Source organism: Corynebacterium cystitidis (assembly GCF_900187295.1).
Classification (GTDB): domain Bacteria; phylum Actinomycetota; class Actinomycetes; order Mycobacteriales; family Mycobacteriaceae; genus Corynebacterium; species Corynebacterium cystitidis.
Genome location: NZ_LT906473.1, coordinates 1,552,847 through 1,575,188 on the forward strand (window position 1 = coordinate 1,552,847; position 22,342 = coordinate 1,575,188).

Annotated in this window: 20 protein-coding genes, 1 tRNA gene and 4 pseudogenes; 10 read left to right on the forward strand and 15 right to left on the reverse strand. The window is 57.3% G+C overall.

What is annotated here, in order from left to right; all coding sequences use genetic code 11:
• Positions 1-4: 4 nt before the first annotated feature.
• Positions 5-805: pseudogene (locus CKV99_RS15160) on the reverse strand (IS1634 family transposase); the annotation flags it as partial.
• Between the two features lie 112 nt (positions 806-917).
• Between CKV99_RS15160 and aspA the strand changes: the two are divergent.
• Both aspA and CKV99_RS07300 read left to right on the forward strand, forming a co-directional pair.
• A pseudogene (gene aspA / locus CKV99_RS07295) lies at positions 918-1,271 on the forward strand (aspartate ammonia-lyase); the annotation flags it as partial.
• Positions 1,272-1,336: 65 nt separating this feature from the next.
• Entirely contained in the window at positions 1,337-1,870 is a 534-nt protein-coding gene (locus tag CKV99_RS07300) for a hypothetical protein (RefSeq protein ID WP_092258398.1), read from the forward strand.
• Here the strand turns inward: CKV99_RS07300 and CKV99_RS07305 are convergent.
• Positions 1,838-2,692, reverse strand: coding sequence for a hypothetical protein (locus CKV99_RS07305; protein ID WP_231909977.1), 855 nt, complete (start codon positions 2,690-2,692; stop codon positions 1,838-1,840). The genes CKV99_RS07300 and CKV99_RS07305 overlap by 33 nt on opposite strands.
• 225 nt (positions 2,693-2,917) lie before the next feature.
• Here CKV99_RS07305 and CKV99_RS07310 point away from each other — a divergent pair.
• Positions 2,918-4,213: pseudogene (locus tag CKV99_RS07310) on the forward strand (MFS transporter).
• Here the strand turns inward: CKV99_RS07310 and CKV99_RS07315 are convergent.
• From CKV99_RS07315 to CKV99_RS07330, 5 genes and pseudogenes are all read right to left on the reverse strand, one after another.
• Positions 4,214-4,762 (reverse strand): GNAT family N-acetyltransferase, encoded by a 549-nt coding sequence (locus CKV99_RS07315; RefSeq protein ID WP_092258404.1) that lies wholly within the window; start codon positions 4,760-4,762, stop codon positions 4,214-4,216.
• Between the two features lie 51 nt (positions 4,763-4,813).
• Positions 4,814-5,290 (reverse strand): annotated as a pseudogene (locus CKV99_RS07320) (PhoH family protein); the annotation flags it as partial.
• Between the two features lie 84 nt (positions 5,291-5,374).
• Positions 5,375-5,509, reverse strand: coding sequence for a hypothetical protein (locus CKV99_RS14965; protein ID WP_256232218.1), 135 nt, complete (start codon positions 5,507-5,509; stop codon positions 5,375-5,377).
• A gap of 144 nt (positions 5,510-5,653) precedes the next feature.
• Positions 5,654-6,259: an LGFP repeat-containing protein gene (locus tag CKV99_RS07325; protein ID WP_092258407.1), complete on the reverse strand. Its 606-nt coding sequence runs from the start codon at positions 6,257-6,259 to the stop codon at positions 5,654-5,656.
• Positions 6,260-6,323: 64 nt separating this feature from the next.
• The gene (locus CKV99_RS07330; protein WP_092258410.1) at positions 6,324-6,986 is read right to left on the reverse strand and encodes a LysR family transcriptional regulator substrate-binding protein; all 663 of its coding nucleotides are present in this window, start codon (positions 6,984-6,986) and stop codon (positions 6,324-6,326) included.
• A 24-nt stretch (positions 6,987-7,010) separates the two neighbouring features.
• On the opposite strand from CKV99_RS07330, the gene CKV99_RS07335 reads away from it, so the two are divergent.
• On the forward strand, positions 7,011-7,388 hold the full coding sequence (locus CKV99_RS07335; protein WP_092258413.1) for a DUF5997 family protein: 378 nt from the start codon (positions 7,011-7,013) through the stop codon (positions 7,386-7,388).
• Here the strand turns inward: CKV99_RS07335 and glyA are convergent.
• A complete protein-coding gene (glyA, locus tag CKV99_RS07340; protein WP_092258416.1) occupies positions 7,385-8,674 on the reverse strand; it encodes a serine hydroxymethyltransferase in 1,290 nt (429 codons plus the stop codon). The genes CKV99_RS07335 and glyA overlap by 4 nt on opposite strands.
• Positions 8,675-8,810: 136 nt before the next feature.
• Here glyA and coaA point away from each other — a divergent pair, with 136 nt between their 5' ends.
• Positions 8,811-9,737 carry a type I pantothenate kinase gene (gene coaA, locus CKV99_RS07345; protein WP_092258787.1) on the forward strand — a complete coding sequence of 309 codons (927 nt, stop codon included), beginning with the start codon at positions 8,811-8,813 and terminating at the stop codon, positions 9,735-9,737.
• Positions 9,738-9,767: 30 nt separating this feature from the next.
• Here coaA and CKV99_RS07350 read toward each other — a convergent pair whose 3' ends face one another.
• The 4 genes from CKV99_RS07350 to mca all read right to left on the reverse strand — a co-directional run bounded on the left by CKV99_RS07350 (position 9,768) and on the right by mca (position 13,077).
• Entirely contained in the window at positions 9,768-10,538 is a 771-nt protein-coding gene (locus CKV99_RS07350) for an isoprenyl transferase (RefSeq protein WP_092258790.1), read from the reverse strand.
• A gap of 22 nt (positions 10,539-10,560) precedes the next feature.
• Positions 10,561-11,655 (reverse strand): 3-deoxy-7-phosphoheptulonate synthase, encoded by a 1,095-nt coding sequence (locus CKV99_RS07355; RefSeq protein ID WP_092258419.1) that lies wholly within the window; start codon positions 11,653-11,655, stop codon positions 10,561-10,563.
• A 229-nt stretch (positions 11,656-11,884) separates the two neighbouring features.
• Entirely contained in the window at positions 11,885-12,193 is a 309-nt protein-coding gene (locus tag CKV99_RS07360; RefSeq protein ID WP_092258422.1) for a hypothetical protein, read from the reverse strand.
• Positions 12,193-13,077 (reverse strand): mycothiol conjugate amidase Mca, encoded by an 885-nt coding sequence (gene mca / locus CKV99_RS07365; protein ID WP_092258425.1) that lies wholly within the window; start codon positions 13,075-13,077, stop codon positions 12,193-12,195. Before mca ends, CKV99_RS07360 begins: the two co-directional genes overlap by 1 nt.
• Before the next feature lie 127 nt (positions 13,078-13,204).
• Between mca and CKV99_RS07370 the strand changes: the two genes are divergently transcribed.
• The 3 genes from CKV99_RS07370 (at position 13,205) to CKV99_RS07380 (ending at position 14,677) form a co-directional block, all read left to right on the forward strand.
• Positions 13,205-13,678: a DUF4307 domain-containing protein gene (locus CKV99_RS07370; RefSeq protein WP_177178111.1), complete on the forward strand. Its 474-nt coding sequence runs from the start codon at positions 13,205-13,207 to the stop codon at positions 13,676-13,678.
• A gap of 116 nt (positions 13,679-13,794) precedes the next feature.
• Positions 13,795-14,316, forward strand: a complete 522-nt coding sequence (gene greA / locus CKV99_RS07375; RefSeq protein ID WP_092258428.1) for a transcription elongation factor GreA — start codon at positions 13,795-13,797, stop codon at positions 14,314-14,316.
• 70 nt (positions 14,317-14,386) lie between these two features.
• On the forward strand, positions 14,387-14,677 hold the full coding sequence (locus CKV99_RS07380) for a hypothetical protein (protein ID WP_092258431.1): 291 nt from the start codon (positions 14,387-14,389) through the stop codon (positions 14,675-14,677).
• 158 nt (positions 14,678-14,835) lie between these two features.
• Here CKV99_RS07380 and CKV99_RS07385 read toward each other — a convergent pair whose 3' ends face one another.
• Positions 14,836-15,657: a Bax inhibitor-1/YccA family protein gene (locus tag CKV99_RS07385; RefSeq protein WP_092258434.1), complete on the reverse strand. Its 822-nt coding sequence runs from the start codon at positions 15,655-15,657 to the stop codon at positions 14,836-14,838.
• Positions 15,658-15,813: 156 nt separating this feature from the next.
• On the opposite strand from CKV99_RS07385, the gene CKV99_RS07390 reads away from it, so the two are divergent.
• Complete coding sequence (locus tag CKV99_RS07390; RefSeq protein WP_092258437.1) at positions 15,814-16,779, forward strand: suppressor of fused domain protein; 966 nt, start codon at positions 15,814-15,816, stop codon at positions 16,777-16,779.
• Between the two features lie 16 nt (positions 16,780-16,795).
• Here CKV99_RS07390 and CKV99_RS07395 read toward each other — a convergent pair.
• Positions 16,796-16,872: transfer RNA gene (locus CKV99_RS07395), tRNA-Leu, on the reverse strand.
• 105 nt (positions 16,873-16,977) lie between these two features.
• On the opposite strand from CKV99_RS07395, the gene CKV99_RS07400 reads away from it, so the two are divergent.
• Positions 16,978-18,438 (forward strand): amino acid permease, encoded by a 1,461-nt coding sequence (locus tag CKV99_RS07400; RefSeq protein ID WP_092258440.1) that lies wholly within the window; start codon positions 16,978-16,980, stop codon positions 18,436-18,438.
• Positions 18,439-18,451: 13 nt separating this feature from the next.
• On the opposite strand, the gene mfd is transcribed toward CKV99_RS07400, so the two are convergent.
• A complete protein-coding gene (mfd, locus tag CKV99_RS07405; RefSeq protein WP_092258795.1) occupies positions 18,452-22,072 on the reverse strand; it encodes a transcription-repair coupling factor in 3,621 nt (1,206 codons plus the stop codon).
• Between the last annotated feature and the right edge of the window lie 270 nt (positions 22,073-22,342).

Below are 22,342 nucleotides of genomic sequence, written 5' to 3' on the forward strand. Positions count from 1 at the left end.
CACCCTCAAGCGGGAACCCTTCCAGATCAGTAATCAGGCCGACCACGATCTGAGGATCAACACGGCGTTCTTTACTCATCCCAACTTTGCGTAGCTCGTCTTCTTTCGGTGTCTCAAAATACAAGGTGGTCACGTCATATAACACCATTGTCACCTGATGACGTGAACGCACATAACGATGACATGCAGCACCAATACGAGCCCGATAATCATTTTTAACAGCACGTTTTAGTGTGTTGTACCAGGTATTAACATGCCGGGAAGGCTGACCAAGACCTGTCAGTACCCGCCCTACCTGGGCTTTTGAGGTTGGCTCAACAATCCGGGCAATAACCATCGCCTGAAACGAGGGATCATCAATCCCGAAATCCAACACATCCCACACCCGCGCAAGCACCTGCCACAACACTTTATTCGCAGTATCAACCACCCGAGCCTGCCCATCCCGACTACCCGATAACCGATCACCAGCACCCGAATCCTGGGCAGCATGCACCGACTCGGTGTGTGTCTGAACCGCACCAAGATCAAGTTCCTGCTGATCAACACTGTCATCACGGTGACGATAATCAGCAAAATCATCCATCACCGGGATACGCCGATCATCACCTACACCTTCAAGCGGCAACGATAACTGCTGGCCACGGCCTAAAAAAGACTCCGCAGCTAAATACAACACCGCCAACTGCCCATCATCATGAGCAGACCCAAAATGCTTAATCACCTCAGTACGCCCACCAACTTTTCGTACTACTTGCACACTCACCGCCCCCGAAGCAGTACGAGCACACTTAATAGACGCCACCCGCTAACCCTATCACCCCAATTAGTCCCCCAACACCCACCCAACAAAAAACAAACCCCAAGGTCAAACCAAAATCACACCCCTAGAACACACGTTCTTGTGGAAGTCAGGGGGCCAGTTCGAACTCAACGTCTTCATTCCGATGATGGCTCGTAATGTGCTTGAATCCGCTCGCCTGCTGGCCAACACCGCCCGCGTGTTCGCTGAGAAGTGCGTCGACGGCATCACCGCCAACGAAGAGCGCATGAAGCAGTTCGCTGAGTCCTCCACCTCGATTGTGACCCCGTTGAACTCTGCTATCGGCTATGAAAACGCGGCGAAGGCTGCAAAGCATGCTCTCAATGAGAAGATGACTGTCCGCGAGGCTGTTATTGATCTCGGCTTTGTCGACGGCGAGAACCTCACTGAGGAAGAGCTGGACAAGCGCCTCGATGTCTTGTCGATGGCCAACACTGATCGTGACTAAGCACTAGCTTTACCCGCCCCGGTGCCACCAGCGTTCTGTGGCACCGGGGCTTTTTAAGGTGTTGTATGACTGATTCATTTTCCCAGCTTGAGAAGTCCGGCGGTTCGAACCGGCTGGTGGTTGTCAGTGGCATCACTGTGCTCGTTGTGGCCTGTATCGCGGCCGTCGTCGCAGGTATTGTGGCTTTGAAGCGTGACGACGCTTCATCTGCCACTTCTGCACTACCAGAAACAGTGACCGTGACCGCCACCCCTCCGGAGCGTGACTTCGTCCCAGATAGCGCGCCTGTAGGAACCTTCGTCGGCACGCTCACGAGCGTGGAAGAAGACACAGCGGGCCGATCCTGGCAGGCTGTTGCAACATTTGGTGGAGAAACAGGCATGGTTGTGTACCCGGATCAGGAATGCGTGGTCTCACTGACCCCGCTGAGTCGAAAGACCTACAGGTCAACGGCGTTGACTACGTCGTGTTCGGCAACTGACGGGTTTTGGCAGGTCCACCAGCCTGAGGCAGGGCTTGTGGAACTTGTGTACGAGATCAATGGGGTGCCCGTGGTCGAAGGGACGTTATCCCTCGGCGTTCCCGTCCGGCCGGAGTAGCCGTGTGAGGTAGTCATTCGGCGTGATTACGATCGCTCCGGCGTCTCGGTCGAAGCTCGAGAGCGTGTCGACGGCGCCGTCCATCCAAAAATGTACAAGCCTTGATAGTGGCTGGCCCGTTGGGTAGGTCACGCACAGTTTCGCAAGGCAGTTCAGCGCATCGATCAGTGGTTGGCCAGCCTCGACTGGTGCAACATAAATAGTCGAGTGGGATGGAATGCCAAACAGTAACCCTTGGCTACGGTCGATGCGAGGGGCAAAGGTGTCCAGCACCATGGCTAGATCGGTAGCTGCTGAAGCCAGTTCGGAACCCACTGCTTCAATAGATATGACTCCGCCTTCGCGTTCGGTGACCTGTACGTCAAACGTCGATTCAATATCTGCACGCAGGTTCACCTGGGCTGCGCGACGCAGGGTGTCCGGCTCGTCGATACGCGCAAGGGCTCGCTCTGTCATCGTCTTAAAGCCGTCGCCTGTGTCAAGAACCACCGTGAGCTGAGTATCGCGCGTGAAATTACCGGTGCCATCTTCTACTGGCTTTAGGCGTGGGCGCAACGCCGCGTACACGTTTGCCGTGGTGGTGCCTTCTCCGCGCGGGGCAGCGAGCATCTGGTCAATCAGGGACTGCGCCAAACGTCGCGGCGCTTTGGGGTGTTCGTTGCCGGCAAGCGCGTGAATCGTCCCGGTGAGATCCGCATCGACGCTGCCTAACCTCGGGTGATCCACACGTAGCGAGCGGCCATTAATCCGCACCGATGCCCCACGTTGAGCTGCTGCCGTGCGAATTTCGCTGCGCAGCGATGATGCGCGGCGACGATCCAACCCCGGAAAATTAGTGTCTGGCTGGTGGGGACGCCGTCTCGGCCAGAGATTTCTCCCGCTTTCCACCTTGCGTCACCCGTCTTCCTCATTACGGCTCTCGCCGATTTCTCTGATTGTTCTCGCCACGATAGCGTTGCTTCTCCTGGAGTGTATCGGTTTGTGCGACGCAGGTGAAAAAGCGTCAGGCTGTTGCCATGATCATCACCGTTTGGTGGTGATACTTTTCTGCCGATTTTATGCGGCGTACCTCCTCCAACTGGACTTGCTTTAAGTCCAGACCGTCAAGAGCAAGGAGTTGAGTTGGTCACCACCATGCTGATGAGCCCGCTCGGCGGCGTGGATCAGATGAGTTGGGTGATCACCTCGTTTATGGTGGCAATGACCATCGCGATGCCGATTTTCGGCAAGGTAGGCGACACGCTCGGGCGGAAGTGGCTCTACATGTCGGGTATTACCTTCTTCGTCATCGGTTCGACAGTGGGCGGATTCGCGGAATCCATGGAAATACTGATCATCGGCCGGGCTATTCAGGGTTTCGGTGGCGGTGGCATGATGGTCACCTCGCAGGCCATCGTCGCCGAGGTGGTGCCTGCGCGTCAACGCGGTAAGTACATGGGTATTTTGGGTGCCGTTTTTGGTCTCTCCTCTGTGCTGGGCCCGGTGTTGGGTGGTTGGTTCACGGGCGGCCCTGGCTGGCGCTGGGGGATGTGGATGAATATCCCGCGTGGAATTCGCCGATGATTCTCACCGTGGTCGCCGTTTCGCTGGCGTGCTGGATTGGATTTATCATCGTGGAGTTGCGTGTGGCTGACCCGCTGATCTCGCTTGCGTTGTTACGGAACCGCAATATGAGCTTGACGACGATCGCCGGGGTGGTGTTGGGTCTAGCGATGACCGGTACGTTGGCGTATATGCCCACCTATTTGCAGATGGTGCATTCTTTGTCACCGTCTGCTGCGGGGTTGATGATGATTCCGATGCTGCTCGGCATGCTAGGAACTTCCACCGCAGTGGGCTTTGTCATTGCACGCACCGGTTCGTACAAGATTTTCCCGATCATCGGGCTTGGATTGGCAGCGCTTGCGCTGTTTCTGATGTCGTTGATGACTCCGGCGACTCCACTGTGGCGAATCGGTGTCTACTTTTCGTCTTCGGCTTCGGGTTGGGGCTGGTGATGCAGGTTTTAGTGCTGATCGTGCAGAACTCGTTTCCTCTTCGATCGGGTCGCTCTTTACCATGAACCTAGCAGGACAGCTGAATCGCAATATTCCACCCGCGATCGCTGATCTGGGCGAATCGGGAGCACACTTCGCAGACAAATGGGCTCAGGGGTCCGCTTTCGTTAATTCGTTGACTCCTGGTTTGGTGGCCCAACTGCCAGACACACTGCGCAACGCCATTCAGCTCAGCTACAACGATGGGCTCACACCAATTCTGTTGATGTTGGTGCCGGCCATGGTGGTTTCGCTGCTGCTGATGTTCCCTATTAGGGAAGACACGCTGAAAGAAACCATCGAGTAGCTAGTTGCCGGTGTTGTTGAGCTTTTCTTCCGGTTTTGTCAACAGCTTTTCGTAAACATCGGTGTCGCGCCATTGGCCTGCTAGTTCCCCATAGGTCATCTTCGCTAGGTGGTGGTAGGTGCCAACTTTTTCGAATCCGCGAGAGAGATGGAGACGCGCAGAACCTTCATTTTCCGGGAAGATCCATGCATGGATCGCCCACTTATCCAGGTCCTGGCAGACTTCCATCAAGCGATCAAGCAGAGCACCCGCGATACCGCGCCCAGTTGCGTCCGGGTGCACATAGATGGAGTCTTCTACCACGCCGTGGAACACGCTTCTCGACGACGCGGGTGCCGCAGACGTCCAGCCCAGTAGTTTTGAGTCATCGTCTTCTTCGACGGCGACGAAAACGGTTTCCATAATCTTGGCCTGGGTGAACTGCTCCCAGGTTGGGCCTGCGGTTTCGTAGGTGGCATGCCCAGTGTCCAGGCCCATTTCGTAGATTGAACGCACCTGGGGGTAGTCCTCAGGGCGTACTGGTCGGAGTTTAAAGCCAGCCTTGCTCATGGGCTCAATTGTTACCGACAGTTTCAAGCTTGCGCAAATTTCTGGGCTGACTCAATGGACGTCTTCCAGCAAATCGGTGACGAGTTCGGCAATGGCGGAGCGCTCTGATCGGTTCAACGTAATGTGGGCAAAAAGGTCATTGCCCTTGAGCTTTTCAATGACAGCCTGCACGCCATCGTGGCGCCCAACACGCAGGTTATCGCGCTGCACAATGTCGTGAGTGAGAATTACTCGCGAACCACGGCCCACGCGGGACAAAACGGTTAGAAGCACGTTGCGTTCAAGCGACTGGGCCTCGTCACAATCACGGTCCATCACCTCCTCCATGACATTGTCAGACACGACGCCTTCGAGGGTGTCGTACACCGCCTGCGCCCAAGGGTTCATTTTCTCGGTCTCGCTACCGGGCAGGTAGCCCAGATTTTGGCCACCTACGGCGTACAGCGGGCGGAACACGACGATGCGCTTATGTAGCCCGCGTTCCAAGGTTGCTTCCAGCCCTGCACAGAGCACCAACGCGGACTCCCCCACCGGGGGCGACACGTACCAAGCCACCATTGACGTTGACGGGGATGGGAGTGTCGAGTCGACCGTAGTCCCGTCGCAGGTCTTCTAACATGCGAACTTCCGTAGTGCCCACGGATCGGACAACAACACGGAGGTGTCAAGGACGTACGTTTTCACCTCCGTCACGCTCTCAGAATGCTCTGGCGAGTAATCGATCGAGGCGACAGCTGGCTCATCCATGTGTTGTACTCCCCTAGGTCAGGTGGTGTAGGTCTCATGGTAGGTGGTCCGTACACACCCGAGCGTAGGGAGACAAGGTATAAATTACACTGTTGGAAGATGAACTTCCGGTGACGAGGGCTCATCCTCAACTTAAGGGCCTGCTTAAGGGCGAGGCTCAGTCTTCGCGCCCCACTCGCCATTGTCGTTGACCCACTGCATAACACCGTTGGTGAAAGACTGGGTCCAGCCTTGCTCGCCGTCAAGCTCCTTCTCCGGTGCCGTCGGCATCCCCAGTTCACTGTTCAGGCCACCTTCGGCAGTCCAGGTCTCAGCGATCTTGCCGATCACTGGCACCGCACCGGTTTCTTCAGACCAGGCCAGGTAGTTGCCATCGGCGAACTGAGCGAGGGCCTTGTCACCTTCCTGCTGGATCAACTCTGGCAGGCCCCACTCTGATTCCTGCTCTTCGATCGCCGCCTTCAGATCCGCGGTGATCAGCGTGGTATTGCCGTCGGCTGTTTGCTGTTCTACGGTCTCGCCTTGTGCACCGTCGGTTGCTGGGTCATCGCCCTCGCTGACAGTCTCGGAGGCATCACTGGCGTGGACGTTCTCATCAGCCTCGTGCGGAGTTGCGTTCGCAGCGCCCTTGTCTTCGGTAACAACGTCGGCATCCGGGTCTGAGGCGGTGTTGGCCTCGTCATTCGAACAAGCAACCAAAACTCCTCCGAGGGTGGCAGCTGCCGCGATCGTTGCGATTGTGCGTATCATAATCACATTCCTTCTTTCACCGAAGTCGAGTTTGTTAACAACCACCCAGTATGCAAATTTCAGGTTAACGGCGTTTTTTGCCACCCCTATTGTGGGGTTTGCCTCCGGTTCCGCGTCGCGGAGAATTCGCTTGCCGACGAGCTTGCTTGGCCTGCCGTTTTTCTTTCGCGTTACGCTTTGGTGCTGCCACTCGCGATGAATTAGCGGTGCGGCCTTTCGCAATCCCAACAAAGTCTTGGATTGCATCCGAGTCGTCGTTTTTGCGCCACACTAAAGCGATCGACGTTGGGGAACCAGGCCAGTTGCGCACCCCCAGTGGGACGACCTGTTTTTTCGACAGCACCTTCAGCACAGGACGTGGTGCGAAAGCGACCCCCACGTTAGCTGAGACAACCTGCAGGGCCATGCGCAATTCGTCTAAAGAGTGGTATTCGTTGACGTGCTCTTCTGCAAGATCATCCATGTGCACCGCTTCCCCAACCTCGGCGTACACGGAGTTTTTTGAAACGGCCACGCCGGGTTCTTCGTCGTAAAGCGAAACGATGTGGAACTCATCACTAACGCGTGCGTCTGGCAGCCGGGTGAGTGCGAGGTCCGCTTTCCCGGCGAGCAGCTCGCCCATGGCATCGTCTGCGTCAGTCGTGGTCAGGCCATGCGTGGTGTGCTGTGCGTAACGACGAAACCACTTACCGGGTTCAGTTCCGGTGACGAAAGCGAGGCGAATCATGTGCTCAATGCTACCGTTTGAACTATGAGCGAAGAATTGAATTTCCAGGCCGAACCATCTGGTACCGCAATGAAGCCGGCGACGGCAGCAAAAAAGCTCGGCATTTATTTGCCAGCTGCACCACAAGATTTCCAGGATGGAGCAGTAACCCACGCCCAGCTGCGCCAGCTCCAGACCAATCCCCCGCAGTGGCTCGTAGAGTTACGCCTCCATGGCCCGCACCCGCGCCCGGAGGTTGCACGCAAGCTGGGTATCAGCATCACGGCATTGAAGAAAAACGGCATGGATAAGCCCTTGACCACCGAGGAGATCAAGGGCTTGCTGGCTGATCAACCGGAATGGCTGCGCGAAGCCCGCACTCAACTGGCTGAGTCCCGCCAGCAGAACACGCCAGACGCTTAGAGCAGCTTCCAGTCCTCAAGACCGTCGTACAGCGGGTACTGCTCTGCCAGCCTGGTTACGCGGGCGCGCAGGCTTTCCACGTCTGCGTTCTTGCCGGCTGCCAAAGCGGTACCAATGATGTCTGCAGTCTCGGTGAACGCTGCTGTGTCGAAACCGCGGGTGGCCAGCGCCGGAGTACCGATGCGCAGGCCGGAAGACACGGCTGGTGGGCGCGGATCGAAAGGAACCGAATTGCGGTTCACCGTAATACCCACCTCATGCAGGAGATCTTCGGCCTGCTGGCCGTCCATCTCGGAATTACGCAGGTCAGCCAGCACCAGGTGCACGTCTGTGCCGCCGGTGAGCACGTCCACGCCTGCAGCCTTGCAATCGTCCGCGGTCAACCGTTCCGCCAAGATGCGCGCACCTTCCAGGGTGCGTGCCTGTCGGTCCTTGAACCCATCGGTGGCTGCAATCTTCAACGCGGTGGCCTTCGCAGCGACAGCGTGCATGAGTGGCCCACCCTGCTGGCCTGGGAATACTGCCGAGTTTAGCTTCTTGGCATACTCGTCGCGCGCGAGGATCATGCCGGAGCGTGGGCCACCGATGGTCTTGTGAATGGTGGTAGACACTACATCGGAATGAGGCACTGGCGATGGGTGCAAACCCGCGGCCACCAGACCAGCAAAATGAGCCATATCGGTCCACAGATAGGCGCCCACCTCGTCGGCGATGGAGCGGAAGGCCTCGAAATCGAGGGTGCGCGGGTAGGCGGACCAGCCAGCGATCAACACCTTCGGTTTGTGCTTCAACGCTGCCTGGCGCACCTTGTCCATATCAATGCGCATGGTATCCGGTTCAACCTCATACGCAACAACGTTGTAGAGACGGCCGGAGAAGTTGGACTTCATTCCGTGGGTGAGGTGACCACCGTGTGCCAACAACAAGCCCATGATGGTGTCGCCAGGACGAATCAACGCATGCAAGACGGCAGCATTAGCCTGCGCACCCGAGTGAGGTTGAACGTTGGCGTACTCCGCCCCGAACAAGCTCTTCGCACGATCAATGGCTAGGTTTTCCACCACATCTGCGTTTTCGCAGCCACCGTAGTAGCGCTTCCCTGGATAACCTTCGGCGTACTTGTTGGTGAACACCGAGCCCTGCGCCTGCAACACGGCGCGGGGAACAAAGTTCTCTGAGGCAATCATTTCTAAGGTGGTGCGCTGGCGATTCAACTCGCCAACGATCTGCTCATGAACTTCAGGATCCAGCTGGGCGAGTTCTTGATAGAGAACGTTGTCAGTCATGTGGCTTTCGTAACCTTTCCACAAGGAGTATAAGGAGGAGTGATACCGGGCTTGAGTCTACGACATCCCAAACCACTTCAGTAAAAACTGGCCCCTTAACCCCGATTCGGGGCAGCGAGATGCAACAATGGTGGCCATGGCACGACGCACCGATTCCAGCCCCTACCTCGATTTCACCCGCGATACCTGGCGTGATCTTCGCGCAACGATGCCCATGGTGCTGAAGGAATCCGAGCTGGAAGAACTCCGCGGGGTGGGAGAAAACATCGACCTTGATGAGGTGTCAGACATTTATCTTCCCCTGTCGCGCTTGATCCACCTCCAGGTGCATGCACGCCAGCAGCTTACCGCGGCGACTGAAACGTTTCTTGGTGATAACCCGGGGCATGTGCCCTTCATCATCGGTGTGGCCGGCTCGGTGGCGGTCGGCAAGTCCACTACTGCCCGCCTCCTCCAGGTGCTGCTGCAACGCTGGGAGTCCCACCCCCGAGTCGATCTTGTGACTACCGACGGTTTCCTCCTGCCCTCCGCGGAGCTAGAGCGACGCAAGCTGATGAACCGCAAAGGTTTCCCCGAATCCTATGACCGCAGGGCGCTTCTCCGGTTCGTCACCGACGTCAAATCAGGAAAACCCCTGGTAAAAGCGCCGGTGTATTCCCACAAGGCTTATGACTTGATGCCAGACGAATACCAGTCGATTGAAAAACCCGACATCCTTATCGTGGAGGGACTGAACGTATTGCAGACAGGCCCTACGTTGATGGTCAGTGATCTTTTTGATTTTTCCGTCTACGTCGATGCCCACCCCACCGATATTGAGCACTGGTATATCGAGCGTTTCCTCAAGTTACGCACTACAGCTTTCCGCGAACCTGGTGCGCATTTTGCCAAGTATGCGGACATCGACGAGGCGCAGGCTGTCCATATAGCGCGCGAAATTTGGCAGTCGATCAACCTTCCCAACCTGGTCGAAAATATTTTACCCACGCGTGTTCGCGCGTCGCTCGTGTTGCGCAAGGGGCGCGATCACCAGGTCCAGCGGGTAAGGATGCGCAAAATCTAACGCTGTCATCGGCCCCAGTGTAGCGAGGCGTTACTTGCCAAAACGCCGCGATCGTTGTGAATAATCACGCAGTGCGCGCAAGAAATCAATCTTGCGAAACGCTGGCCAATATGTGTCAGTAAACCAGATCTCCGAGTAGGCAGACTGCCAAAGCAGAAAACCACTCAAACGCTGCTCCCCCGAGGTGCGAATCACCAGGTCAGGGTCGGGCTGGCCTTTGGTATACACGTGCGTAGAAATGGAATCAATAGTTACTTTATCTGCGAGTTCGCTAGCGGGCGTTCCAGTCGCCAGCTCTTCGTCGATAAGCGACTTTACAGCGTCGACGATCTCTTGTCTGCCGCCGTATCCCACAGCAATATTGACTGTCAGCCCCGGTTTCTCGTGCGTGGTGTCCGCGGAGCTGCGCATGCGCCGGGCAACCTCCGGTGGCAGCAAATCGAGGTGCCCAACCAGTCGCACTTTACAAGTGTGGTCTGCCGTGGCAAGATCCTCGATCACTGTAGAGATGATGTCGAACAGCAATTCCACTTCATCTTTTGTCCGCTGCAGATTCTCTGTAGACAAAAGGTAAATCGTGATAACTTCGACCTCGGTGTCGGCGCTCCAGCGCACCAGTTCACCAATCTTGTTGGCGCCGACGCGGTGGCCATGCGAGATATCGGTAAACCCTGCCTCGCGGGCCCACCGACGGTTACCATCTGCCATCACGGCGATATGCTTCGGTTGCTTCTTGCCCCGCAGTTCGCGCTTCAGGCGCGCTTCATACAGCGGGTACAAGATTCTTTCGAGCACATTCACACTCATAAGTGTAGCGGGTTAGTTAATTGATTCGGCGAGCGCGTACCGCCGAAGCGAGTTCTTCCAGCAAATCCACAGTAGTGTCAAAATCCATGCACGCATCGGTGACCGACTGGCCGTACACCAGACCTTCTCCACCGTTGATCTTCAAACGCTGCGGATCCAACTTCTGTGCGCCTGCCACGAGAAACGATTCCAGCATGACACCAGCAATATGCTGATTGCCCTCGGCAACCTGAGCTGCGATCTCACGGGTGACATCTGCTTGGCGCTCATGGTCCTTGCCAGAGTTGGCATGGGAAGCATCGATCATGATGCGGGTATTCTCACCAAGCTTTTCGACGACAGCCTGCACCGATTCCCGGCCGTAGTTCGGGCCGGGGGTGCCCCCGCGCAGGATCACATGACAGTGGGGGTTACCTTCCGTCTCCACGACAGACGGAACGCCGTCGTCAGACACACCAAAGAAGAAATGCGGGTGCTGTGCCGCGCCCACCGCGTCCACAGCCACCTGGATCGACCCGTCAGTGCCATTTTTAAAACCAATCGGCATACTCAAGCCGCTGGCCAGCTGACGGTGCACCTGCGACTCTGTGGTGCGGGCACCAATCGCACCCCAGGCGACAGCGTCTGCGTAGTACTGCGGGCTTGACGGTTCCAAAAATTCGCAGCCGGCGGGCAGTCCCGTAGTCACCACTCCCGTAAGGATTTGGCGGGCCAGCCGCAAGCCCTTCTCCACGTTGTAGGTACCGTTCAAGTCTGGATCATTGATTAAGCCTTTCCACCCCACGGTAGTGCGTGGCTTTTCAAAGTACACGCGCATGACCACCTTCAGGTCTGCATCCAACCTTTTAGCAAGTGGTGCCAAACGGTCTGCGTATTCCTGTGCCGCAACCGGGTCATGAATTGAGCATGGACCAACTACCACCACGAGGCGATCATCCTCGCCGGCAAAGATATCGGCGATATCCTGGCGGTCTTGCTCCACTTTGTCCAATTTGGCGGGGTCCAACGGAGATTCGTTTTGGACTTCTACCGGGCTGGGCAGGGTGTGGAACGCGCGAACACGTTTGTTGGATGTCGATGCGGACTCTGCGAGTGAGACAGGCTGTGACATGAGTTTTCTTTCTTGTGAGAATTGCGGGTTCGAATGTTGCAAACAAAAAAGCAGCTCCTCGACCCTGATGTGGGGAGGTGCTGCTTGGCTCCTGCTAGTTCGTATTCTGTCAGCTAGTCACGAGTGACTGGCAAGACCGAGAACAAGCCCGGAGCCTTGCCAAAATAAAATCGCTGTACGAACATGCGCCTCAGTATAGCAGGTTTGGCAGTGCTCTCAGACAGGCGGGTCAGAAACGCGATTTTTTACGTCGGTCCAGTACTCCTGCTTCAGCCATTGCCTTGTCTACTGCCTCGGTATCAAACACGTCAAGCCCATGTGCTTCCGCGAACAACCGGCGGCGATTAAAGCGGGAGTAGCGGCGGTGGAAAGCCCACCCGAGCATGAGAACAATCACCAACAAGCCCACCACGATGAGCATCCCGATCGGTGACCCTTTACCAAACTCTGGCCCCAGAGGGCCACCATCCGGGTTCTGCGCGAGCACGTAGGTTACGGCGTTGGTGGCCGCAACGGCAACTGTGGAGTGTTCTAGCATTATTTCTGTTCCTCATCTTCAGGTGTGATCCCTGCGAACAAATCATTTTCCGGCATGTGCGTGGACACGCGGGTGCGGGCCAATTCGAACTCTTCGGTCGGCCACAATTCCTGCTGTGTTTCCACTGGGGTGGCGAGGAAGGCGCCGGCAGGATCAATCTGGGTGGCGTGCGCAAGGAGTGCCTGTTCCCGGTTGGAGAAGTAGTCGCCACAGTCCACCTGGGTGGTCACACGCGCCATGATGTCGGCCTTGTTTTCCTGCCATCGCTTGATCATCGGCCCGTATGGGCTGCGCTTGCCTTCGTGCTTCAGCCGCTCGTCGAAAAGCACCATGCGTTGCAGTACAAACCCGTGTGTGTAGTACATCTTGAGCACGGTCCACGGCTCGCCCGCTTCGGGCGCGAACTCTGGGTCGCCGGATTTCTCCCACGCCATCATGGAAATCTCGTGCACCATCAGGTGGTCTGGGTGCGGGTAACCACCGTTTTCGTCATACGTGATTACCACGTGCGGGCGAAACTCGCGAATGACCTTCACAAGGTGCTTGGTCACCTCAACTGGGTCCTGCCTTGCAAAGCACCCCTCTGGCAGTGGCGGAAGCGGATCACCTTCGGGCAGGCCAGAGTCCTCGTAGCCAAGCCACATCTGCTGCACCCCCAGGGCCGCTGCGGCTTTCGCCATTTCCTCACGGCGGATGGAAATCATATTTTCCAGCACGCCGGGTCGGTCCATGCCGGGGTTGAGGATGGACCCTCTTTCACCACCTGTGCACGTAACAACAAGTACGTCGTGACCTTCGTCGGCGTACTTGGCCATGGTCGCTGCGCCTTTGGAGGACTCATCGTCAGGGTGCGCGTGAATCGCCATGAGGCGTAGGCCGCTCAATGAAATGCCACCTTCCGGTAGTGTTTTTCGTTTCGATATTAGTTAGATATTAGTTAACAGCTGACAATCTTAGTACCATCACTACTAAAGTCATTTTTCGTCCTACTTCTCAAGAGGTCTCTGCTCGGTGTCCACCCCAGATCTGTCCCGCCCCGTCCAGCGCTACGGCAAGGAAAAGGTCCTTGAAAAGCCCAAGGGAATGGCAGGAAAAGTTGTGGCCACCATCTTCGTCATCGTGATCGCCGCAATATTGGTCCTGGGTATGCGCACGATCTTGACGCGCGATTCCTCACCCATCGAGGCCTCCTTGGTGAATCACGAGCGTATCGACGACCAGACCTCCCGGGTGTGGATCGATGTGGCGCGTGAGGACACTTCACAGCCGTCCTACTGCATAATTGCAGCGTTGAATTATTCGATGGCTGAGGTAGGCCGCCGTGATGTGGTGATTCCTGCAGGTGGTGAAGCACTGATGCGAATCTCTGCTGATCTGCCTGTGCGTGAGTACCCTGTGTCGGGTTCGATTTATGGCTGCTCGTCGAACGTGCCATCTTTCTTGAATACGGAGGACCCCGTGTACGATGTGGCCCGCAGTGGCTAGCTGCTGAGGTGGCTCGGGGATTGCTCTGTGGTAATATTCCCCGGTAGTTCACGCGTGTTTGACGCGTTTTTTCATTTCCCAACGATTTTCAAGTTCCCAATGGAAGGGTTGCACTCATGGCTGAGGTAGAAAAGCAGTACATCACTCCCGAAATGAAAGCGAAGCTGGAAAACGAGCTCCAGCAGCTGATTGATAACCGCCCGGTCATCGCAGCCGAGATTAATGAACGCCGCGAAGAGGGCGACCTGAAGGAGAACGCTGGCTACGACGCAGCCCGCGAGCAGCAGGATCAGGAAGAAGCTCGCATCAAGCAGATCTCCGAGATTCTGGCGAACTCCACCACTGAGCGCCAGGGTGTTGTTGAAGGTGTTGCTCACGTCGGATCCGTGGTCCACGTGTACTACGACAACGACAAAGACGATAAGGAAACTTTCCTGATCGGTACTCGTGCGGCCTCGACCGATAACAAGGATCTAGAGACCTATTCGGAGCAGTCCCCACTGGGCGCGGCAGTCATCGGTGCCGCGGAGGGAGAGACCCGGACCTACACCGCTCCAAACGGTCGCGAAATCTCCGTCACTGTGGTGTCAGCCGAGCCTTATGACTCCACGAAGGCTGCAACTCCTCGCGCACAATAAACTAACATTATTACCGAGCCCCGCCACGATTAGAGTCGTGCGACCTACCCAGAGGATGTGAAGTTACATAATGCGTATCTCCCGTAAGTTCGCCGCTGCAGCAATCGCGACGATTTCCGCCATCGCGATTACCGCGTGCAGCCCACCGTCAGAGAACCCTTCTGACCAGAAGGTTGAAACCGCTGAGAGCCAGAACCCAGATTCCCTGGACAACGGTGGCATCGGCTTTGAGGAGCCGGAGACCTCGGCACCGTCTACCACGAAGCCCACTCCCGTCGAACCCACCACACCAGCAGCGGCAACAGGCACTTCTAGTAGCCAGGTTGTGATGGGCGAGCAGGGCTTCATCGTCCAGCAGTAACTGCGCCCACATAGGCTTTCCGCCTTTCTACTACCCCTTTCATGGTGTGTGGGAAGGCGGTTTCTTTATTCGTCGGCACGCCCGTGCACAAACCACAAAGCCCGGCCCTCCGTAGATGAGGAGGTCCGGGCGAAAAGGTAGCTGAAGCTTCTCAGGCGTTAATCGCGCTGGAGGTAGCTGAGCAGGCGCAGGATCTCGGTGTAGAGCCACACCAAGGTCACAGCCAGGCCGAGTGCCACGCCCCACGCCATCTTTGCTGGCGCACCAGTACGGATCAGCTGATCTGCCACATCGAAGTCCTGCAGGAAGCTGAGAGCTGCCAGCACAATGCACACCACGGAGAAGATGATGGCGATGGTGCCACCGTCACGCAACGGGTTAAAGCCGAAGAAGATCGCTCCAACCAGGTTACCAAGCGCCAGGATTGCGACACCGAAGATCGCGCCAGTGAGCACGCGCGTGAACTTTGGAGTAACGCGGATGGCGCCGGTCTTGTACACGAAGAGCATGCCGCCGAACACACCAACGGTGCCCAGGATCGCCTGGCCGATAATCGCTGCACCATTCGAGTCACCAAAGGTCCAACCGCTGAACAGCAGCGAGATGCCACCGACGAAGAGGCCTTCGAACGCCGCGTAAATCAAAGTGACGGTCTTCGAGCCGAACTTATTACCGAAGGAGTGGACAAGCACTGCGATGAAGCCGCCGATCGCACCGACGATGGCCAGGATCATCGAAACGCCTGGATTGATCCGCGCAACACCAAAGTTGATCAGGGCAAATAGCACGATCACGCCGAGGGTGATGCCGGTTTTGGTCACCACATCATCAACGGTCATGGGGCGATTGTCGTCGGAAGCCTGCTGGGGCGGGAAGCCCTGCTGGCCACTGTAGTTGTCAAAACCTTGCTGCTGGTAGCCGTAACCACCTTGCTGTTGGGAGGCAGGTAGCTTCGTCAGAACAGGGTTATTACTGCGCACGATTTCACCCGGATCCTTTCTCTGTTACACGTAAACACGTAAATCTTTTGCTTTCACACTCTCCAACGTCCCATGCGAGTAAATCGTTCCCCACCACCACCGGAAATATGATGCAAATCACAGTATTTATTTATTCTTCGATATAAAGTTATGCCTATGAGTGGTTTGCGACAGTGGTGGAAGCGACTCCAACCCGAGGTAGGCGGCGCTGCCCTGCGCCGTAAATTCAACGCACTTTTCGGCGACGAGGAGCCGATCACCTACGAATTCGGCGATGTCCCCATTTATGTCTTCCACGCAAACGAGCCTGTCCCCCACTTCCTCTACACAACTTTTGGCCTTTCGCGTGTCAACTCCGCCACCCCGGTCGCGGGAACCCAGACCGAACTGACCATCCGCATCCCCGATGACCAGAGCCTGCCACCTGAGTGGCCCGCCCGCGTCCTCGACCGAATCGTGCGCTATCTGAACCGCGTGGATAACCCGCTCGAACCGGGCCACCACATGGATTTCAGCGAGCCCTTATCTGAGGACTCCACTTTGACTGCGCTGATCTTCGTCACCGACCCACTGCTAGGCGTGGTGGATACCGCCAGCGGTTTTGTCCGCTTCACTTACGCCATCGGTGTCACGCCCGACGATCTACGTGACGCGTTGATCTGGGATGCTCGGAAGTTTGCCGGTGTGTTCGGCGAGTACTTCCCCCTCGGCCTGTCCGATCCTTCCCGCCACTCACTGCGCGACATCCCCGAGGCCCACACAATCTTAACCAGCGCGACGCAGCGCCAGGGCTCGTCGTTAAGCGGCGTGATGACGAAATACCTGGACTTTACGGATGACCCTGAGGTGCGCATCGACCTGACATCGGCAAGCGCAGAGCATCTCCTGAACGCGATCCGCTATCGCATCGTGTACGGCCGCAGCTTCAGCCTCGTTGGCAAAGATCGCTGGCTGGAAATCATTCCAGGCGACGGTGCGCCCCTCGTAGAGAACCGTCGCATGGTGCTTGAGGTTTCCGAAACGCTGGCAAACGAGCTCCTGGCAACCTTCGACATAGTGCCTGGCACTTACCGCTTCACAACTAGCCCTTTAACCCTGCAAGTCTTTGACCCAAATAGGTAGCCTGAGCTGTACGTATTGGTGCCCCCAGTGGGACTCGAACCCACACTGGATTGATTTTAAGTCAACTGCCTCTGCCGATTGGGCTATGGGGGCACAGCCGAAAAATAACGGTCTCGCACTAGTGTAGACGGTTGCCCCGCATCGGAAGAAATAGGCCCCTATTTTTCTAGCCAAGGCTGACGCGGTAGATTCAGGAAAATGACAACCAAGCATTCCGTTTCCGTGTGGTCGTTGATGGCGCTGATCATTGGGTCAACTGTGGGTGCTGGGATTTTCTCACTACCGCAAAACATCGCCTCGGCGGCAGGCCCCGGCGCGATGCTCATTGGTTGGGCGATTACTGCGGTGGGGATGTTGGCAATCGCGTTTGTGTTTCAGATTCTTGCGCTGCGCAAACCATATTTGGAATCAGGGGTGTATTCGTATGTGCGCGCAGGCCTCGGCGATTTCATCGGTTTTGCATCCGCGTGGGGGTACTGGCTGGGTTCTGTGATCGCACAGGTGGGCTACGCCACCTTGTTCTTCAGCACACTTGGCCACTATGTCCCACTATTTTCAGCGGAGAATCGGTGGGTGTCTGTGGTGTCTGTTTCACTGTTAACCTGGACGATTTTCACCCTGCTTACTCGAGGTGTGCAGCAGGCGACAGTTCTGAACCTAGTGGCTACCGTAGCGAAGCTGCTGCCGATTTTCGCGTTTATCTTGCTCATCGCATTCTTGGGTTTTTCCTGGGATAAGTTCACGGCTGATTTCTGGGGCAGGGCGTCTGGCACCGTGTTTGAACAGGTGAAGGGCACCATGCTGTTTACCGTGTGGGTGTTTATTGGTGTTGAGGGCGCATCTGTGTACTCCAAGCAGGCACAATCCCGACGCGACGTTGGACGCGCAACCATCTTAGGTTTTTTCGCGGTCCTGGCGCTTCTCGTGTCCATCACCACCTTGTCCTATGGTGTTCTCCCCCAAGAAGAACTTGCAGCGCTGCCGGATAATTCGATGGCCGCGGTTCTTACCGCTGTGGTTGGCCCGTGGGGTGGAGCATTGATCTCGCTCGGTTTGTGCTTGTCTGTACTTGGCGCTTACGTGTCGTGGCAGATGTTGGCAGCCGAGCCTGTTGCCATGATGGCTTTCGATGGGCTCCTCCCCAAGGCCTTAGGCAAGGTCACACATACTGGCGCACCGTGGGCGGCGCAGCTCGTGTCAACGATTGTGATCCAGTTGTGGGTGATTGTTTTCTTCATTTCCGAGACCGCTTACACGTCGATGGTGCAGTTAGCCACAGTCTTGTATCTGGTGCCTTACTTGTTCTCCGCCTTGTACCTGGTGCTGCTCGTGGTGCGGGGCCGAGGCATTTCGCATCCGCACGCGGGGGAACGTTTCGACGATTCCGGCCCCGCCGTCGATAAGCGCACGAATCGGAAGCACCTCGTCGTAGGTGTGCTCGCCATGCTCTACTCCCTGTGGCTGTTCTATGCTGCTGACCCTGTTTATGTGCTCTACGGCGCGCTCGCCGTGCTGCCCGGGTTGATCCCGTATGTGTGGACGCGCCTTGCGGCACGGGAGCGCGTATTCAACGCTTTTGAGTACGTTGTTGTCGCCATGATCGTTGTGGCATCGATAGTTGCGCTGTGGGGAATTGCGCACGGTGCGCTGGAATTGTAATTTTTAGTCAGCCTTACTCGCTGACCGAAAACACGCTCTTTTCTCGTTGCGGGGCAGTCTCACCGCCAGTCTCAGGCACCTGTGGCACATCGAACATCCCAGCCAGGAAGTCGGCGACCCACTGCAGCAGGGCGGTATCACGCAGACCGGGTTGGTTGATGCCCTTGCCTGCCTTAGGGAATGGTACTTGCACAGCCTTCGCAGCCGCGCGGTACGCCGAACCTGGGTACAGACGCTTCAGCCGTACTTGTTTCGAATCTGGCAGGTCTACCGGGTGCAGCTTGATGCGGTTGCCCTGCACCGTAATATTTGCCACGCCAGCGGCACGGGCTTGATGGCGCACCCGGGCCACAGCCATCAAGCGCTGAACTTCCTCCGGCAACGGGCCGAAGCGGTCGGTCATCTCCTCGATGATGGTGGTCAGTTGGTCGTCGTCACGCGTCTCTGCGATCTTGCGGTACTGCTCAAGCCGCAAGCGTTCAGAGTTGACGTAGGTCTCGGGGATGTGCGCGTCGACAGGCAGGTCGATGCGGATTTCTTTCGGGCCTTGGTCGGTGGCATCAACCACTTCGCCGGTGGCGAGCGCCTTGTAGGTAGCAACGGCTTCTCCCACCAAGCGCACATACAGATCAAAACCAACACCGGCGATGTGGCCGGACTGTTCCGCACCCAGCACATTGCCGGCTCCGCGCATTTCCAAGTCCTTTTGCGCCACCGCCATCCCGGCACCCAAATCATTGTTCTGGGCGATGGTGGCCAGACGGTCGTAGCTAGTCTCGGTGAGCGTGGCACCCTTCGGATACAGGAAATAGGCATAGCCACGCTCGCGCGAACGTCCGACACGCCCGCGTAGCTGGTGCAGCTGGCTAAGCCCCATATTCTGCGCATTTTCGACGATCAACGTGTTCGCGTTGGCTATATCCAACCCTGTTTCTACGATTGTTGTGCACACCAACACGTCAAATTCGCGGTCCCAGAACCCCTGCACTGTTTGCTCGAGTACCTGCTCACTCATCTGCCCGTGAGCGACCACGATGCGCGCCTCCGGCACAAGCTCGCGCAGCTCACGCGCCTTCTTCTCAATGTCACTGACCTTGTTGTGGATGAAAAAGACCTGGCCGTCGCGCAAAAGTTCGCGCCTTATCGACGCCGCCACTTGCTTTTCTTCATACGGACCCACATAGGTCAATACCGGGTGGCGGTCTTCTGGCGGGGTGGTGATGGAGGTCATTTCGCGGATCCCGGTCATGCTCATTTCGAGGGTGCGCGGAATTGGTGTTGCGGTCATGGTCAACACATCCACGTGCGCCTTAAGCGCTTTGATGTGCTCCTTGTGCTCCACACCGAAGCGCTGCTCTTCATCCACCACGATCAGGCCCAGGTTCTTCCATTGCACACCAGTTTGTAGCAGGCGGTGAGTACCGATCACGATGTCCACGGAGCCGTCGGCAAGCCCCTTTAAGATCTTCTTCGAATCAGCAGCGGACGTAAAACGCGACAGCTCGCGGATCTCCACACCGAAGCCAGCCATGCGGGTGGCGAAGGTGGAATAGTGTTGCTGGGCAAGAAGTGTCGTCGGCACGAGCACCGCCACCTGCGCCCCGTCTTGGACAGCCTTGAAAGCTGCGCGCACAGCTACCTCAGTTTTGCCGAAGCCCACATCACCCACGATCACGCGGTCCATGGGCACCGGCTTTTCCATGTCTTCTTTGACGGCTTCAATAGCCACCATCTGGTCCTCCGTCTCCACGAACGGGAAGGCGTCTTCCATTTCGTGCTGCCACGGCGAATCCGCCGCGAATGCGTGGCCCGGCGCGCTGACCCGCTTAGCGTAGAGTTGCACCAGTTCACCGGCGATTTCGCGGACGGCGGCGCGCGCCTTTTTCTTCGTGTTTTTCCAGTCAGAACCGCCCATCTTGGACAGGGTGGGTGATTCGCCGCCGGAGTATTTTGACAGCAGGTCTAAAGACTCCATGGGCACCCACAGCTGGTCATTTGGCTGCCCGCGTTTGCTCGGCGCGTATTCCAACACGATGTATTCGCGCCGGCTGGTCTCTTCCCCGCTGGTAATCGCCCGTTCCGCCATTTTTACGAAGCGGGCGATCCCGTGGGTTTCATGCACCACGTAGTCGCCGGGCTGCAGCGCTAAAGGATCGACGCGGTTGCGCCTTTTCGCTTTTCGACGCTTCGCTCCTGCAATATCTCCGACCCGGTTACCGGTGACATCTGTTTCTGTGACCACGACCAGGGGGATGTGGGTGCCGGGGAAGATCAGGCCGGCGTGGCTGACGGCCTGGTAGAGGGTGATCTTGCCGTCGATAGGCTCTAGCCCCGCGCTGGCGATGCGCGCCGAGATACCGTTTTCGCGGAATCTGTCCGCCATGCGTTCCACGGTGCCCTTGGCGGGAGCGATAAAGGCAGCCGCTCCCCCGTCGGCCACATGCTTTTTCAGCTGGGCCATGAGCGCTTCAATCTCTTTAGCCTCGCCGCGCGGCGCCGGGGCCGGGGTGAACTCGAGCGGCAGTGTGTCGGCCTCGTCGGCTGCGAACATGCCGGGTGGGGCAAATGTCCACCACCGCGCGCCAGCTTTCTCGGCAGAGACCTTGAGCGATTCAAATGAGCGGTACGAGGTAGCAGACAGGTCCAGCCCTTCGACTGCGACCGGTCCTTCGGCGCCCATGGCCGCGGCCTCCCACCCGGCCTCCAAGAATTCCTGGTCGGTCTGCTCCAGGTCAGCAATGCGGGTGCGCACCTTTTCTGGGCTGGTTACCAGCACTACGGAGCCTTCCGGCATCAGATCGGGCAGCACCTGGAACTGCTGGTCTGTCAGCGCAGGCATCAGCGCTTCCATTCCGTCGGCGTGTGTGTGCTCGGAGATGCGGGTGAGTAATTGCACCAATGTGGGGTTGGTGGGAAACTCACGCGACAGTTCGTCGGCACGCGCGGCTACGGTGTCGTCGATCAGCAATTGGCGGGCCGGGAATACTTCTACCCGGGTAATCTCCTCGATGGTGCGCTGATCGGCTACGGCGAAGCTGCGCAGGTCGGTGATCTCGTCGCCCCAGAACTCGAGGCGGACCGGGTGTTCGGCGGTGGTGGGGAACACGTCGATGATGCCGCCGCGTGTGGCAAATTCTCCGCGTGCAGCCACCATGTCCACGTGCTTGTAGGCAAAGGTGGTCAGGGCGTTGACAAGCTTTGTGAAGTCGCGCTCCTGGTCTTGTTCCACCACGATCGGCTCTATCGCGGGCAGGAACGGCTGGCAGAATCCGCGCGCCGACGTGACCACGACTTGCAAGTTTGGCAGCCGGTGCAGAACCTCAAAACGCGTGCCGACGACGTCTGCTCCCGGGCTGAGGCGCTCATGCGGGAGAGTCTCAAAAGCGGGAAACTTGGCCACTTTATCCTCACCGAGCATTGCCGCAAGCTCAGCGGTGAGATCCTCGGCTTCGTGGCTGGTTGCGGTGACGGCTAGCACCGGGGTTTTCCGCGCCAGCGCCCCGACAGCCCAGGGGCGAACCTGATCAATGCCCGTGATGTGCAAAGCCTGGGTTCCAGCTTCCTCGTGAAGTTGGGAGACGAGACCTTTTAGTTTCGGGTCGGACGCTGCTTTGGTGAGCAGCCCCGCCAACATCGGAAGGTTGTCTGTCATTCCTCAACTCCTACATTGCGAATTATTTCCGGTTGTGCCCGCAAGCCGCGTTGGGCGAACACTGCCCGCCCAACATTAATCAATGGTTCCCGTCGCTCTGAAACCGGTCATGCGCTGTCTAGCCATGCTGTCTACCCTAGCGGACCTGCTGATTAGGCTTTACGCAATGATTCGGTAAACTAGTAGGCGATTTCCCCATGGTGTAATCGGCAACACTACGGTTTTTGGTACCGTCATTCTAGGTTCGAGTCC